This is a genomic window from Streptomyces sp. NBC_01485, from assembly GCF_036227125.1.
In the GTDB taxonomy this organism is placed as follows: Bacteria; Actinomycetota; Actinomycetes; order Streptomycetales; family Streptomycetaceae; genus Streptomyces.
The window spans coordinates 7,428,200-7,445,463 of sequence record NZ_CP109435.1; the positions used below are offsets into that span (position 1 = coordinate 7,428,200).

Annotated in this window: 2 protein-coding genes; both read left to right on the forward strand. The window is 73.1% G+C overall.

The window, feature by feature from the left end:
* Positions 1–133 precede the first annotated feature (133 nt).
* Positions 134–382: a hypothetical protein gene (locus tag OG352_RS33295; RefSeq protein WP_329222048.1), complete on the forward strand. Its 249-nt coding sequence runs from the start codon at positions 134–136 to the stop codon at positions 380–382.
* Positions 372–17,162, forward strand: coding sequence for a type I polyketide synthase (locus OG352_RS33300; protein WP_329222049.1), 16,791 nt, complete (start codon positions 372–374; stop codon positions 17,160–17,162). Before OG352_RS33295 ends, OG352_RS33300 begins: the two co-directional genes overlap by 11 nt.
* The last annotated feature ends 102 nt before the right edge of the window (positions 17,163–17,264 follow it).

Consider the following 17,264-nt stretch of genomic DNA (forward strand, 5'->3'; position numbering starts at 1 on the left):
GGTACCGGTGCAGGGGTAGGGGACACGGTAGGGGTTGTTGCCCGGTTGCGGCGCGACCTACTGTCACGAACGGAATCCCTATATCCAGTCCGAGCAGCCCCGAAACAACAGTCCTGAAAAGTTTCTTCAGGGCATGACCGCGGAATCGATGAGCACCATTCACAGCCGCCGAAGAATCGCCCGGCATCGGGCGTCAGCAGCCGTTTCCGAGACAGCCGTTTCCGGAACAGTCGTTTCCGACGGGCGAACGGCTGCTGCCCGGGCTGAGTGCGCTGAATTCCGCTTTTCCTTCTCCTTCCCGCCGCCTGGCGATCTGGCTACGGCGGTAATTGCGGTGCCTTTGGCATTCTTTCCCGAAGAGGTGGTCTTCGATGGCGAGTGAAGAGACGCTCCGTGACTACCTCAAGTGGGTTACGGCAGACCTGCACAAGGCACGGCAGCGGCTGCGGGAACTGGAGTCCGGCGAGCAGGAGCCGATCGCCGTCGTCGCGATGAGCTGCCGCTACCCGGGAGGCGCAAACACCCCCGAGGCGCTGTGGCGACTGGTGGCCGACGGCGCCGACGCCGTCGCGGGGTTCCCCGCCAACCGCGGATGGGACCTGGACGGCCTGTACCACCCCGACCCCGACCACCCCGGCGCCAGCTACACCCGCGACGGCGGCTTCCTCCTCGACGCAGACCTCTTCGACCCCGGCTTCTTCGAGATCAGCCCCCGCGAGGCGCTGGCGATGGATCCGCAGCAGCGGCTGCTGCTGGAGACCTCGTGGGAGGCGTTCGAACGCGCCGGCCTGGATCCGAGGTCGCTGCAGGGCTCGCGCACGGGCGTGTTCGTCGGCTCCAACGGGCAGGACTACGGTGCCCTGTTCGCCGAGTCCGACGAGAACCTCCAGGGGCACCTGGTCACCGGCAACGCCGCGAGTGTCGTCTCCGGGCGCGTGGCGTACACCTTCGGCCTGGAGGGCCCGGCGGTCACCGTCGACACGGCGTGCTCGTCGTCGCTGGTGGCCCTGCACCTGGCTGTCCAGTCGCTGCGACGCCGCGAATGCGACCTTGCGCTGGCCGGCGGCGTGACGATCATGTCCACGCCGGGTGCCTTCGTGGAGTTCAGCCGTCAGCGGGGTCTCGCGGCGGACGGTCGCTGCAAGGCGTTCGCGGCTGCCGCGGACGGTACGGGCTGGGGCGAGGGTGTCGGCCTGCTGCTCGTGGAGCGGCTGAGCGACGCCCGGCGCAACGGCCATGAGGTGCTGGCGGTGGTGCGTGGTTCGGCCGTCAACCAGGACGGCGCGTCCAACGGCCTGACCGCGCCCAACGGCCCCTCCCAGCAACGCGTCATCCTGGAGGCCCTGTCCAACGCGGGCCTGACGGCAGCCGACGTGGACGTGGTGGAGGCGCACGGTACGGGTACGACGCTCGGCGACCCGATCGAGGCGCAGGCGCTGCTGGCGACGTACGGGCAGGGCCGTGAGGGCGGCCGGCCGTTGTGGCTGGGGTCGGTGAAGTCCAACATCGGGCACACGCAGGCCGCTTCGGGCGTCGCGGGCGTGATCAAGATGGTCATGGCGATGCGCCACGGAGTGCTTCCCGCCACCCTGCACGTGGACGCGCCCAGCCCGCACGTGGAGTGGTCGTCCGGCGCCGTGGAGCTGCTCACCGAGCAGGTGGAGTGGACCGCGCCGGGCGAGCGGCTGCGGCGTGCGGGTGTGTCGTCGTTCGGCATGAGCGGCACCAACGCGCACCTGGTACTGGAGGAGGCGTCGTCCCGCGAGGAGCTCGAGGGATCCGGCGCGGAGGACGTGCCCGGTTCCGAGGCAGCGACCGGGGCAGCGACCGAGGCCGGTTCTGAGGCCGCGCCCTCAGTCGTGCGGCCGTTCGGCGCGGCCGAGTTGGCGCCATGGGTGCTGTCGGGGCGCGGTGTGGGCGCGTTGGTCGGACAGGCGGAGCAACTGGCGGAGTTCGTCGGCACCGGACCGCTGGACGTCACGTCGGTGGGCCGGTCGCTGACCGGTCGGCCGTTGTTCGCGGACCGCGCGGTCGTGTTGGGCGGCGACCCGGCGGAACGGGCCGCTGCTCTGCGTGGGTTGGCGTCCGGTGCGGAGACGTCGGGGGTTGTCGCGGGGTCGGTTGTGGGCTCCGGTGTGGTGTTTGTGTTCCCGGGGCAGGGGGCGCAGTGGGTGGGGATGGGGCGTGAACTGCTGGCCGTGTCGCCGGTGTTCGCGGCGTCGGTTGCGGAGTGTGAGGTGGCGTTGTCGCCGTGGGTGGACTGGTCGTTGACCGGTGTGCTTGCTGGTGATGGTGGTGAGTTGGCGCGGGTTGATGTGGTGCAGCCGGTGTTGTGGGCTGTGATGGTGTCGTTGGCTGCGGTGTGGCGGTCGGTGGGTGTGGTGCCGGTTGCGGTGGTGGGTCATTCGCAGGGTGAGATTGCGGCGGCGTGTGTGGCGGGTGCGTTGTCGTTGGAGGATGCGGCGCGGGTGGTGGCGGTTCGGTCGCGTGCGATCACGCGGCTTGCGGGTACTGGTGGGATGGTGTCCGTCTTCGCCTCGTCCGAGCGGGTTGCCGGGCTGCTGGTGGAGGGTGTGGGGGTCGCGGCGGTGAACGGGCCGGGGTCGGTGGTGGTGTCGGGTGAGGCTGCGGCGCTGGATGTGTTCCTGGCCGGGTGTGCGGAGGCCGGGGTGGAGGCGCGGCGGGTGGCCGTGGACTATGCCTCGCATTCGGTGATGGTGGAGGCGCTGGAGTCGGAGATCACGGAGTCGTTGGCGGGCATCGCGTCGAACGCGCCTGCTGTGCCGATGCTGTCGACGTACACGGGTGAGTGGGTCAAGCCCGGTGAGCTGGACGGCGGTTACTGGTACGGGAACCTGCGTCACCGCGTTGGCCTGGCCGACGCGGTCGCCGAACTGTCCGCTGCCGGGCACGGCCTGTTCGTGGAGGTCAGTCCGCACCCCGTGCTGACGGCGGCCGTTCAGGACACGTTGGACGAGTCGCCGGGCGGGGACGGGAACGTTGTCGCGCTGGGCACCCTGCGCCGCGACCAGGGCGGAGCCGAGCGGTTCCTCATGTCGGCGGCCGAGGCCTTCTGCCATGGCGCCACGGTGGACTGGTCGACGCTGCTGCCGGCCGGCGACGTCACCCCCGTGCAGTTGCCCACGTACGCCTTCCAACGTCAGCGCTACTGGCCGACGTTGGGCACCGCGCACCGCACGGGCGACGCCGGGGCCTTCGGGCTGGGCGCCGCTGGACACCCGCTGCTCGGCGCGGCGGTGGCCCTGGCCGACGGTGAAGGGCTGCTGTTCACCGGCCGGTTGTCGGTGCGTTCACACCCGTGGATCGGCGACCACGCCATCGGCGAGAGCGTGCTGCTGCCCGGCACGGCCTTCGTGGAGCTCGCGCTGCACACCGGTGGGCAGGTGGGTTGCGACCGGCTGGACGACCTCACGCTGGAGGCGCCGTTGGCGCTCTCCGACACCGCTTCCGTCGCCCTCCAGGTGTGGGTGGGATCGCCGGACGACGCCGGATGCCGTCCGCTGACCGTGCACTCCCGCCACCTGGACGCGGACGCCGACCCGGCCTCGCCCGACGCGCCGTGGATCCGGCACGCCACCGGACAACTGACGCCCGGCACCGCGCCCCAGGCAGGCGCCGACCTGACGGCCTGGCCGCCGCCCGCCGCCGAACCGCTGGACACCGCGGCGCTGTACGACACGCTCCAGGCGTCCGGCTACGGCTACGGCCCCGCCTTCCAGGGCCTGCGAGCCGCCTGGCGTACCGCCGACGCGGTGTACGCCGAGGTGACCCTCGCGGAGGAGGAGAGCGCCGAGGCGGACCGGTACGGCCTGCACCCGGCGCTGCTGGACAGCGCGCTGCACGCGGCCGTGCTGCTGGCGGCCGACGAGCCGGGACCCGCGCGGATGCCGTTCGCCTGGGAGGGGCTGACGGTGTACGCCGCCGGCGCCGACCTGCTCAGGGTACGGATCGCCGGGGTCGCGGGCCGGGACGCCGTGTCCGTGACGCTGGCGGACCGCACCGGGGCGCCCGTGGCCGCCTTGGACGCCCTCACCTTCCGCCCCGCCCAGGACGTCCGGAGCGCCGACGACGCGCTGTTCCGCCTGACCTGGCCCACGCGGCCAGTCCCCGCACCGGAGGAGCCACGCTGGGCGCTGCTCGCCGAGGTCGACGGCGACGGTGACGGCGACGGTGGCGACGAAGCCTGGACCGCGCCGGTCGTCGCGGAGCGCCACCGCGATCTCGCCGCTCTCGCCGACCTGACGGACCTGGCGGACATGGCAGGCCTGGCCGGCGCCACCGACCCGGCCGTGCGGATGCCCGACATCGTCGTGCTGCCGCTCGCCGGGGCCCCGGACGAGGACGTGCCGGCGGCAGCGCACCGGCTGGCCGCCCGGGCGCTGGCGGCCGTACAGCAGTGGCTCGCCGAGGAGCGCTTCGACCGTTCCCGGCTGCTGTTCCTGACCAGTGGCGCCCTGGCCACCGCCGACGGCGAGGCCGTACCCGACCCGGCGGCAGCCGCCGTCTGGGGCCTGGTGCGCACCGCACAGACCGAACACCCCGGCCGCTTCGCGCTCGTCGACACCGACGGCACCGACGCCTCCTGGGCCGTACTGCCCACCGTGGCCGCGGCGACCGTCGCCGGCGAACCGCAGGTCGCCCTGCGGTCCGGTGAGGTCCACGTGCCCCGGCTGGCCCGCGCCGCGCGGCCCGAGCCCACCGACGGCACCGTGTGGGACCCCGAGGGCACCGTGCTGCTCGTAGGCGGCACCGGTGTGCTCGGCGGCGTCGTAGCCCGCCACCTGGTCACCCGGCACGGCGTGCGCAACCTCGTGCTGGCCGGTCGGCGCGGCGACCGGACCCCCGGCGTCGACGCCCTGCTGGCCGAACTCACCGCGCTCGGCGCCACCGCCACGGCCGTGGCCTGCGACGCGGCCGACCGGGACGCGTTGACCGCCGTACTGGAGGGCATCGACTCCGAAGCGCCCCTGCGCGGCGTCGTCGACCTGGCGGGAGTGCTGGACGACGGTCTGGTGGAGGCACTGGACCAGGAGCGGCTGGCCGTCCCGTTGCGTGCGAAGGCCGACACCGGCTGGCTGCTGCACGACCTGACCCGAGATCTGGACCTGTCCGCGTTCGTCATGTTCTCGGCGTTCGCCGGAGTCGCGGGCAGCCCGGGACAGGGCGGCTACGCGGCGGGCAACGCCTTCCTGGACGCCCTCGCCGCACACCGACGCGCCCAGGGTCTGCCCGCCGTCTCCCTGGCCTGGGGCTTCTGGGACCAGGCCACCGGCATGACCGGCCACCTCGCCACCGCCGACCGCGACCGGATGGCCCGCCAGGGCGTTCTGCCGATCAGCGCCGAACAGGGCATGGCACTGCTCGACGCGGCCCTCGCCGCGCCGGACGGCCTGTCGGTTCCCGTACGGCTCGACCTGGCCGCCCTGCGCGCGGTCTCAGCGGTCGGCGCGGCCGACGCGGCCGACGAACTCCCGCCGATCTACCGCGCGTTGATCCCCTCCGCCACCCGCCGCGGTGCCACTCGCCGCGCCGCCGCCCGGCACACCGCCGGGCGCGCCGACGACAACGCCTTCGCCGCCAGGCTCGCGCCGCTGGGGGTCGCCGAGCGGGAGAACCTGCTGCTCGACCTGGTCCGTACCGAGGCCGCCGGCGTCCTGGGCCACGACTCCGCCCGCCAGGTCGCGGCGGACCGGGCCTTCAAGGAACTGGGCTTCGACTCGCTGACCGCCGTGGGTCTGCGCAACCGGCTGGCCACCGTCACCGGCGTACGGCTTCCGGCCACCCTGGTCTTCGACCACCCCACCCCCCGCGAGCTGGCCGTCGAACTCCTCGCCCGGCTGGTCGGCCGCCTCGCCGCCGCGGCGCCGGTCACGCCCGCCGCGGCGGCCGTGGCTGCCTCCTCCGCCGACGAGCCCATCGCGATCATCGGCATGGCCTGCCGCTACCCCGGCGGCGTCACCACCCCCGAAGAGCTGTGGCGGCTCGTCGCGGGCGGCGCCGACGCGGTCGGGCCGTGGCCGAGCGACCGCGGCTGGGACCTGGACAAGCTGTACGACCCACAGGGCGAGCGGCCCGGCACGAGTTACGCCCGTGAAGGCGGATTCCTTTACGACGCCGACGAGTTCGACGCCGACTTCTTCGGCATCTCGCCCCGCGAGGCCATCGCGATGGACCCGCAGCAGCGGCTGCTCCTTGAGACCTCCTGGGAGGCGTTCGAACGCGCGGGCATCGACCCGAGGTCGGCACGCGGCACCCGTACCGGAGTGTTCGCCGGGCTGATGTACCACGACTACGCGTCCCGGGTGTTCGGCGGACGCCCGGAGGATCTCGACGAGGTCGAGGGCTACCTCGGCAACGGCAGCGCGGGCAGCGTGGCCTCCGGCCGGGTCTCCTACACCCTCGGCCTCCAGGGCCCCGCCGTCACCGTGGACACCGCGTGCTCGTCGTCGCTGGTCGCGCTGCACCTGGCCGCCCAGGCGCTGCGGTCCGGCGAGTGCGACATGGCGCTCGCCGGCGGCGTCACCGTGCTGTCCACCCCCGGCATCTTCATCGACTTCAGCCGCCAGCGCGCGATGGCCGCCGACGGCCGCTGCAAGCCCTTCGCCGGCGCCGCCGACGGTACGGGCTGGGGCGAAGGGGCGGGCATGCTGCTGGTCGCGCGGCTGAGCGACGCGCAGCGACTCGGTCACCCGGTGCTCGCGGTGGTCCGTGGCTCGGCCGTCAACCAGGACGGCGCGTCCAACGGCCTGACCGCCCCCAACGGCCCCTCCCAGCAGCGCGTCATCCAGGACGCCCTGGGCAACGCCAAGGTGACGACCGACCAGATCGACGTGGTGGAGGCGCACGGTACGGGTACGACGCTCGGCGACCCGATCGAGGCGCAGGCGCTGCTGGCGACGTACGGGCAGGGCCGGGAAGCCGAACAGCCGTTGTGGCTGGGGTCGGTGAAGTCCAACATCGGTCACACCCAGGCCGCTTCGGGCGTCGCGGGCGTGATCAAGATGGTCATGGCGATGCGCCACGGCGTCCTCCCGAAGACCCTGCACGTCGACGAGCCGTCGCCGCACGTCGACTGGCTCTCCGGCGCGGTGGAACTGCTGACGGACAGCGTGCCGTGGCCGGAGACCGGCCGTCCGCGCCGAGCGGCGGTGTCGTCGTTCGGAGTCAGCGGCACCAACGCGCACACCATCCTGGAACAGGCGCCGGCCGCACGTCCGCTCGGCGAGCCCGTACGGCCCGACCGGCCCGCACCCTTCACAGACGGGTCGGTCGTGCCGTGGGTGGTGTCCGGCCGGGGCGCCGGGGCACTGGCCGCGCAGGCGCAGCGGCTCGCGGAGTACGCCGCCGCTGCCGGACCCACGGCGGACGCCACGTCGGTCGGCCTGGCCCTGGCCACCGGTCGGGCGATGTTCGACGACCGCGCGGTGGTGTTGGGCCGGGATCTGGCTGAACTGACGTCTCGGGTTGGGGCGTTGGCGGCTGGTGCGGAGGCTTTGGGGGTTGTTGCGGGGTCGGTTGTGGGCTCCGGTGTGGTGTTTGTGTTCCCGGGTCAGGGGGCGCAGTGGGTGGGGATGGGGCGTGAACTGCTCGAAGCCTCTCCGGTGTTCGCGGCGTCGGTTGCGGAGTGTGAGGCGGCGTTGTCGCCGTGGGTGGAGTGGTCGTTGACCGGTGTGCTCGCCGGTGACGGAGCTGAGTTGGCGCGGGTTGATGTGGTGCAGCCGGTGTTGTGGGCTGTGATGGTGTCGTTGGCTGCGGTGTGGCGGTCGGTGGGTGTGGTGCCGGTTGCGGTGGTGGGTCATTCGCAGGGTGAGATCGCGGCGGCGTGTGTGGCGGGTGCGTTGTCGTTGGAGGATGCCGCCCGGGTGGTGGCGGTTCGGTCCCGTGCGATCACGCGGCTTGCGGGCACGGGCGGGATGGTGTCCGTCTTCGCCTCGTCCGAGCGGGTTGCCGGGCTGTTGGTGGAGGGTGTGGGGGTCGCGGCGGTGAACGGGCCGGGGTCGGTGGTGGTGTCGGGTGAGGCTGCGGCGCTGGATGTGTTCCTGGCCGGGTGTGTGGAGGCCGGGGTGGAGGCGCGGCGGGTGGCCGTGGACTATGCCTCGCATTCGGTGATGGTGGAGGCGCTGGAGTCGGAGATCACGGAGTCGTTGCAGGGTGTCGTCTCGCAGGCTCCTGCTGTGCCGATGCTGTCGACGTACACGGGTGAGTGGGTCAAGGCCGGTGAGCTGGACGGCGGTTACTGGTACGGGAACCTGCGTCACCGCGTTCGCCTGGCCGACGCGGTCGCTGAACTGTCCGCTGCCGGGCACGGGTTGTTCGTGGAGGTCAGTCCGCACCCCGTGCTGACTACAGCCGTTCAGGACACCCTGGACGACATCCCGGGCGACGGTGTCGCGCTGGGCACCCTGCGCCGTGACCAGGGTGGGGCGGAACGGTTGCTGACCTCGGTGGCGGAGGCCTTCGTGCACGGCGCCGACGTCGACTGGCGGACCGTACTGCCCGCCGGGGCGGGGCATGTCGACCTGCCGACGTACGCCTTCCAGCGCCGGCGCTACTGGCTGGACGCCGCCCAGGCACGGCCCGACGTCGCCGAGGCCGACAGCGCCGACGTGCGGTTCTGGGACGTCGTGGAGCGCGGTGATCTCCAGGAGCTGGCCACGGCGCTCGGTGTCGGCGGTGACGACCCGCTCAGCGCGGTGCTGCCCGCGCTGACCAGTTGGCGGCAGGTTCACCGGCAGGCGACCGCGCTGGACTCGTGGCGCTACCAGGTCGCCTGGAAGCCGGTCACCGAACCCACCGGCACCCCGGTGCTGACCGGCGACTGGCTGCTGATCTCCCCGGCCGACGACTCGGCCGACGCCGACGCAAACGCTGCTGCCGCCTCCGCCTCCGCCGCTGACGAGTGCGCCGCCGCCCTGAGCAGGTTCGGTGCCACGGTCGTCCGTATCGCGGTGTCCACCGAGGAACCGTCCCGTGAGGCCTATGCCGGCCTCCTGCCCGCCGACCGCCAGGTCGCCGGCGTCCTGTCCCTGTTCGGCCTGCCGAACGACGACCAGGACCTGCTGAACGGCGGCAACGGACTGGCCGCCACCCTCACCCTCGTCCAGGCCATGGGCGACGCCGGTCTGCACGCGCCGCTGTGGCTGGCCACGCGCGGCGCGGTCGCGGTCGGTCGTGCCGACGGGCCGCCGGACCCCGGCACCGCGCAGGTGTGGGGCCTGGGCCGGGTCGTCGCGCTGGAGTACCCGCAGCTGTGGGGCGGCCTGCTCGACCTGCCGTCCGTCCTCGACGACCGCGCCGCCGCCCGGGTCTGCGCCACGCTGGCCGGTCTGCCCGGCGCCGAGGACCAGGTGGCGGTCCGCGCCTCGGGCACGTTCGTACGCCGTCTGGAACGCGCCCCCCTCGTCGACCGCGAGCCCGTCAGGCGCTGGACGGCGCGCGGCACCGTCCTGGTCACCGGCGCCACCGGAACCCTGGCCCCGCACATCGTGGCCTGGCTGGCCACCACCGGAGCCGAGCACCTGGTCCTCGTCAGCCGCCGCGGCCCCCAGGCACCCGGTGCAGACCAACTCCGTACCGACGCCGAGGCGTTGGGCATACGGGTCACCATCGAAGCCTGCGACATCAGCGACCGCGACCAACTGGCCGCTCTCAAGCAGCGGTTGGAGCAAGACGGGACACCGGTCACCGCCGTCGTGCACGCGGCGGCCTCCATCAAGCTGCTTCCCGTCAGCACGCTGACACCGGCTCAGCTCGCGGCCGACCTGTCCGGCAAGGTGACGGGCGCCGCGAACCTGCACGAGGTCTTCGGCGACGACGACCTCGACACGTTCCTGCTGTTCTCCTCCATCGCGGGCATCTGGGGCAGCGGCGACCACGCCGCGTACGCCGCGGGCAACGCCTACCTCGACGCGCTGGCCGAGACCAGGCGCGCCCAGGGGCTGACCGCCACCTCGGTCGCCTGGGGCGTCTGGGCGGCCGTCAACACCTGGGAGGAGGGCCGGCTCGTGCCCGAGGGCGTGGACCCGGAGCGGCTGCGCCGCCAGGGCCTGCCGTTCCTCGACCCCGAGACCGCGTTCACCGCGCTGCGTACGGTGCTGGACCACGACGAGACGTTCATCGCCGTCGCCGAGGTCGACTGGGCCCGCTTCACCCCCGCCTTCGCCTCCGCCCGGCCCCGCCCGCTGCTCGACACCATCCCCGAGGCCCGGCAGGCTCTGGCCGCGGCCCGCGCCGACGGCCGGGACGGCGCGCCCGCCGACACCGCCGCCACCGTGCTGCGCGACCGGCTGGCCCCGCTGACCGGCCAGGAACGCGACACGCTGCTCCTGGACCTCGTACGCGCCGACGCCGCCGCCGTGCTCGGCCACACCTCCGCCGACGCCCTGGAGCCGGCCCGCGCCTTCAAGGACTGCGGCTTCGACTCCCTGACCGCCGTCGAACTGCGCAACCGGCTCGGCGCGGCCACCGGACTGCGGCTGCCGACCACCCTGGTCTTCGACCACCCGTCCCCGCTGGCGGTGGCGGCCCTGCTGCGCCGGGAACTCATGGGCGACGACACGGCCGCCGACCACCGGGGACCCGCGTCCGCCGCCACATCGTCCTCTTCCTCTTCCTTCGCCTCCTCTGCCTCCGCCGCCGACGAGCCGATCGCCATCATCGGCATGGCCTGCCGTTACCCCGGGGGGGTCGAGTCCCCGGAGGATCTGTGGAAGCTCCTCGTCTCCGGTACGGACGCCGTCTCCGGCTTCCCCGACGACCGGGGCTGGGACCTCGACGCCCTCTACGACCCCGACCCGGACCGAGACGGCACCAGCTACACCCGCGAAGGCGGATTCCTGCACCGGGCAGGCCACTTCGACCCCGGCTTCTTCGGCATCTCGCCCCGCGAGGCCATCGCCATGGACCCGCAGCAGCGGCTGCTCCTCGAAACCTCATGGGAGGCCCTGGAGCGGGCGGGGATCGACGCCGCGTCGGTCCGTGGCCGGCAGGTCGGCGTCTTCGCGGGCACCAACGGCTCCGACTACTCCGCGTTCTTCGCGGGCGCCCCCAAGGGCGGCGAGGGCTACCTCGCCACCGGCAACTCCGTCAGCGTCGTCTCCGGTCGTATCGCGTACGCGCTCGGCCTCGAGGGCCCGGCGGTCACCGTCGACACCGCGTGCTCCTCGTCGCTGGTGGCCCTGCACCTGGCCGCGCAGGCGCTGCGTTCCGGCGAGTGCACCATGGCGCTGGCGGGCGGCGTCACCGTCATGTCGACGCCCAGCGCCCTGCTGACCTTCAGCCGGCAGCGCGGCGTCGCCGCCGACGGCCGCTGCAAGGCGTTCTCCGCCGCCGCCGACGGCATGGGCATGTCCGAGGGCGCGGGGATGCTGCTCGTCGAGCGGCTGTCCGACGCCGAGCGGCTGGGCCATCGGGTGCTGGCGGTGGTGCGCGGGTCGGCGGTCAACCAGGACGGCGCGTCCAACGGCCTCACCGCCCCCAACGGCCCGTCCCAACAGCGCGTCATCCGGCAGGCGTTGGCGAACGCGCGGCTGACGGCCTCCGACGTCGATGTGGTCGAGGCGCACGGCACGGGTACGTCGCTGGGCGATCCGATCGAGGCGCAGGCTCTGCTGGCGACGTACGGGCAGGAGCGTGAGGCCGAACGGCCGCTGCTGCTGGGCTCGGTGAAGTCCAACATCGGGCACACCCAGGCCGCCGCCGGCGTGGCAGGCGTGATCAAGATGGTGCTCGCACTGCAGGGCGGCGTCCTTCCCCGCACGCTGCACGTGGACGAGCCGTCGCCGCACGTCGACTGGGCCTCCGGCGCGGTCGAACTGCTCGCCGAGCCCGTCGACTGGCAGCGCACCGACCGTCCGCGCCGCGCCGGCATCTCGTCCTTCGGTATCAGCGGCACCAACGTCCACCTGCTGGTGGAGGAGGCCCCCGGCGTCGAGACCGCCGTATCCCCCGGGACCGGGCACCCCCTGCCGGTCGTGCCGTGGGTCGTCACCGGGCGCGGCGCGGCAGCGCTGCGAAGCCAGGCGCAACGGCTGACGGCCTGGTCCGAGACCGACGGCGCGACGGCCGACGCCACGGACATCGGCTTCTCCCTGGCCGAGGGCCGCAGCGTCTTCGACCACCGCGCGGTGGTGTTCGGACGCGACCGGTCTGCGCTGGAGCGCGGGTTGGCAGTGATGGCGCAGGGCGCGGAGGCGCCAGGTGTGGTGTGCGGTGCGGTGATGGAGGGCCGGACTGCGTTCCTGTTCTCGGGCCAGGGCAGCCAACGGGTGGGTGCGGGGCGTGAGTTGTATGCCGCTTATCCGGTGTTCGCGGATGCGTTGGATGAGGTGTGTGCGCGGTTCGACGGGTTGTTGGACCGGCCGTTGCGTGAGGTGCTTTTCGAGGGTGAGGGGTTGATCGACCGGACGGAGTTCACGCAGCCGGCGTTGTTCGCGGTCGAGGTGGCGCTGTTCCGGTTGCTGGAGTCGTGGGGTGTACGGCCGGACTATCTGACCGGTCACTCGATCGGTGAGATCGCCGCCGCGTACGTGGCTGGTGTCTGGTCTCTGGACGACGCGTGTGCGTTGGTGGCGGCGCGTGGTCGGTTGATGGGTGCGCTGCCCGAGGGGGGCGCGATGCTGGCGGTCGAGGCGACCGAGGCGGACGTTCGTCCCGAGCTGGACGAGCGGGTTGCCGTCGCGGCGGTGAACGGTCCGTCGTCGGTCGTGGTGTCCGGTGATGCGGAAGCCGTCGGGGAGTTGGAGTCGCGTTGGCGTGAACAGGGCCTGCGTGTCAAGGAGTTGACGGTCAGTCATGCCTTCCACTCGCCGCTGATGGACCCGATGCTGGCGGAGTTCCGCCGCGTGGCCGAGAGCCTGACGTACGAAGCCCCGCGTATCCCGCTCGTCTCGAACCTGACCGGTGAACTGGCCACGGCCGAGGAGTTGTGCTCGCCCGAGTACTGGGTGCGGCATGTCCGTGAGGCGGTTCGTTTCGCCGACGGCGTTGCGACGCTGGAGGGCCGTGGCGTGGTGACGTTCGTCGAGGTCGGTCCGGGTGGGGTGTTGTCCGGGCTGGTTCCGGAGGGTGCTGGTGTGCCGGTGCTGCGGTCGGGGTGGTCGGAGGCGGAGTCGCTGGTGGCTGGTGTGGCGGGGGCGTTCGTGCGGGGTGTGGCGGTGGACTGGGCGGCGTTGTTCGCCGGGTCCGGTGCGCGTCCTGTCGAGTTGCCGACGTACGCCTTCCAGCGCGAGCGCTTCTGGCTCGACGTACCGCTGACACCCGGCAACGCGAGCGCGCTGGGCGTGCGGTCCGCCGAACACCCGTTGCTGGGGGCCGCCGTGTCCCTCGCCGACGGGGACGGCGTGCTCTTCACGGCCCGGCTGTCCGACCGTACGACCCCCTGGCTCGCCGACCACATGGTGCTCGGCACCGTCCTGGTGCCCGGAACCGCCCTGGTGGAGCTGGCGTTGCAGGCCGCTGAACGCACCGGCTGCTCCGGTGTGGACGACCTGACGCTGGAAGCGCCGTTGATCCTCCCCGAGCGCCAGGGCATATGGCTCCAGGTACGGGTCGGCGCTCCCGACGCGGACGGCGGCCGCGCGCTGACCGTGCACTCGGCACCCGACCACGGCGACCAGGGCCCGGACACGGACCCGGTCTGGACCCGGCACGCCAGCGGCCGACTGGCCCCCGCAGCGCAGGCCGCCCCGCAGGCCGCCGCCCAGGCAGCCGCTGCGGCGACCCTGGCCGAGTGGCCGCCGGCCGACGCCACCCCGTTGGACGTCACCGACTTCTACCCGGCGCTCGCCCGGCGAGGCTACGACTACGGCCCCGCCTTCCAGGGCCTGCGCGCGGTCTGGCGGCGCGCTGACACGATCTTCGCCGATGTCGAGCTTCCCGAGGCTCTGCGGGACGACGCCCTCTCCTATGCCCTGCACCCGGCCTTGCTGGATGCGGCCATGCACGCCGCCGGGCTCGGCGACTTCATGGGCGAGACCGGCGACGCCCAGGGCCACCTGCCGTTCGCCTGGTCCGGGGTCCGGCTGCACGCCGCCGGAGCCGCCGCCCTGCGGGTCCGGCTCGACGCCGCCGGTACGGACGCGGTGGCCGTCGAGGTCGCCGACGTCGACGGCCAGCCGGTCGCCTCGGTGGAGGCGCTGGTGCTGCGCCCGGTCAGCGCCGACCAACTGCGCCCGGCGCAGACGACGGCCACCGGCGGCGCGCTGTACCGCCTCGACTGGTCCGCCGCCCCGGCCACGCCCGAACCGTCCCCGGCGACCACCGCCTTCCCCTACCTGCTGATCGGCGACGACGCCGCCCAGCGGTCGGCCGCCGCCGCCCTGCGCGGTGTGGGCGCCGAAGCCCGCGTGACCGCCGCCCCCGCCTCGCTCACCGCCGAGGCCCTGGCGACCGGTGTCCCGCTGCTGTACGCGGACGGCCCTGCCGCGGAGGCCGTGCCCGACCACGTCCTCGGCGCGCTGCGGGACTGGCTGGCCGACGAGACTCTCGCCGCCGCGGACCGGCCGCTGATCGTGGTCACCGGCAAGGCCGTGACGACCGGTCCGGCCGATGCCGTGGCCGACCCGGCCAGCGCCGCCCTCTGGGGCCTGGTGCGCTCGGCCCAGTCCGAGTACCCCGGCCGCCTGGTGCTGGTCGATGTGGACGGCACCCCGCAGTCGTGGTCCGCCCTCGCCGGAGCCACCGCGCTCGGTGAGCCCCAACTCGCGCTGCGCGCCGGGGCGGCGCTGCTGCCGCGCCTGGCCGTCGTCCGCGCGGACGACGCGCTCACCGCACCCGAAGGCTCCGAAGGCCGCGAGGCCTCCTGGCACCTGGACAGCGCTGCGCGCGGGACGCTGGACACGATCGAACCGACTCCGTTCCCGGAGGCCATGGCCCCCTTGGCGGTGGGCGAGGTACGCGTCGCCGTACGCGCCGCCGGCCTGAACTTCCGCGACGTGCTCAACGCCCTGGGCATGTACCCCGGACCGGCCGGACCCCTGGGCAGCGAAGCGGCGGGTGTGGTCCTGGAGGTCGGCGCCGAGGTCACCGACCTGGCGGTCGGCGACCGGGTGCTCGGCATGGTCGCCGGCTCCTTCGGCCCGGTGGCCGTCGCCGACGGGCGGTTGCTGGCGCGGGTGCCTGATGGTTGGTCGTTCGCTGAGGCGGCGTCGGTGCCGGTGGTGTTCCTGACGGCGTGGTACGCGTGGCAGGACTTGGCCCAAGTGCAGCCCGGGGAACGGGTGTTGGTGCATGCGGGTGCCGGTGGCGTGGGTATGGCTGCGATTCAGCTCGCGCGGCATCTGGGCGCTGAGGTGTTCGCTACGGCGAGCCCTGCCAAGTGGGATGTGCTGCGCGGTCTCGGTCTGGACGACGATCACATCGCGTCTTCCCGGGACACCGGTTTCGCGGAGAAGTTCAGCGGCATCGACGTCGTACTGAACGCTCTCGCCGGTGAGTTCGTGGATGCTTCACTGTCGGTGCTGGCCGAGGGTGGCCGGTTCCTGGAGATGGGCAAGACCGACGTCCGTGACGCTGCCGAACTGGCCGTGTCCTACCGGGCGTTCGACCTCTCCGAGGCGGGTCCGGACCGGATCGCGGAGCTGCTGGCCGAGCTGCTGGAGCTGTTCGGCGCCGGTGTGCTGGAACCCCTTCCGGTGCGGGCGTGGGATGTGCGCCAGGCCCAGGACGCCTTCCGCTTCGTGAGCCAGGCCAAGCATGTCGGCAAGGTTGTGCTGACCGTTCCGGCGGCGCTGGACCCGGACCGTACGGTGCTGGTCACCGGCGGCACGGGCGGTCTGGGCGCACATGTGGCCCGGCACCTGGTGGCCGAGCACGGCGCTCGCGATCTGCTGCTGGTCTCCCGGCGTGGCCCGGACGCTCCCGGTGCGGAGGAACTGCGCGCCGATCTCACCGAGTTGGGTGCCGCTGTACGGATCGTGGCCTGTGATGTGGCCGACCGGGACGCCGTGGCGGCCCTGTTGGAGTCGGAACGCCTGACTGCCGTCATCCACACCGCCGGTGTCCTGGACGACGGCCTGACCACCGCCCTCACCCCCGACCGTATGGCGACCGTGTGGGCGCCGAAGGCGGAAGCGGCCCGGCACCTGCACGAACTCACAGCCGGCCACGACCTCGCCGCCTTTGTCCTGTTCTCCTCCGCCTCCGCGACGTTCGGCGGCGCGGGGCAGGCCAACTACGCCGCTGCCAACGCCTACTTGGACGCCTTTGCGGCGAACCGCCGCGCCGCCGGCCTGCCCGCTGTCTCGCTCGGCTGGGGACTGTGGGCGCAGGGTGACGGCGCGAGCGGCGGGCAGACCGGCGGGATGACCGGGGACCTGGCGGCGGCTGACCTGAGCCGGATGGCTCGTTCCGGGGTGGCCGCGCTGACCACCGACGGCGGGTTGGCGCTGCTGGACGCGGCCATCGAGCGCCCCGAAGGAGCGCTGCTGCCGCTCCATCTGGACCCCGCCGCGTTGCGCGCCCAAGCGGCGACCGGTGAACTACCGCGACTGCTCAGCGGGTTGGTGCGCGTGACCCCGCGCCGTACCGCGGCAGCGGTCCAGTCGGCCGGTGACACGGCGACCGGGCAGGACGCCGCGGCGTTCCTGGCGCGGCTGACCGGGCTGGCCGCGGGCGAACGGGAGGCGGCGCTGCTGGAGTTGGTACAGAGCCAGACCGCGCTGGTGCTCGGACACAGTTCCCCCGAGAGCGTGGAACCCCAACGGGGCTTCCTGGAGATGGGCGTGGACTCGCTCGCCGCCCTCGAACTGCGCAACCGGCTCGGTGCCGTAGTGGGCCGCCGCCTGCCCGCCACGCTGATCTTCGACTACCCCTCGCCGGGCGCACTCGCCGGGCACCTGGACGCCGAACTTCCCCGTGCGGGCGGCGCGCCGGCACCTTCGGTCCATGCCGAACTCGACCGACTCGAAGCCCTGTTGGCGACCCTCGCCACGGACGGCGACGGGGACGGCGACGGCGGTGGAGGCGGCAGGGAGCGGGATCACAAGGAGCGGGAGCGCATCACCTCCCGCCTGCGCCGACTGCTGACCACCTGGAACGACCTGCAAGGCGAGAACACCGTGACCGCCGACGACATCGCACTCGAATCAGCCACCGCCGACGACCTGTTCAGCCTGCTGGACAACGAGCTCGGCACGTCCTGACCTGCTGCCCCAGCCCAGCCCAGCCCAGCCCAGCCCAGCCCAGCCCCGCTCCGCCCTGCCGATCGTCGAACCCCCGAACAAGCCGCGCAAAGGGACCCCGTA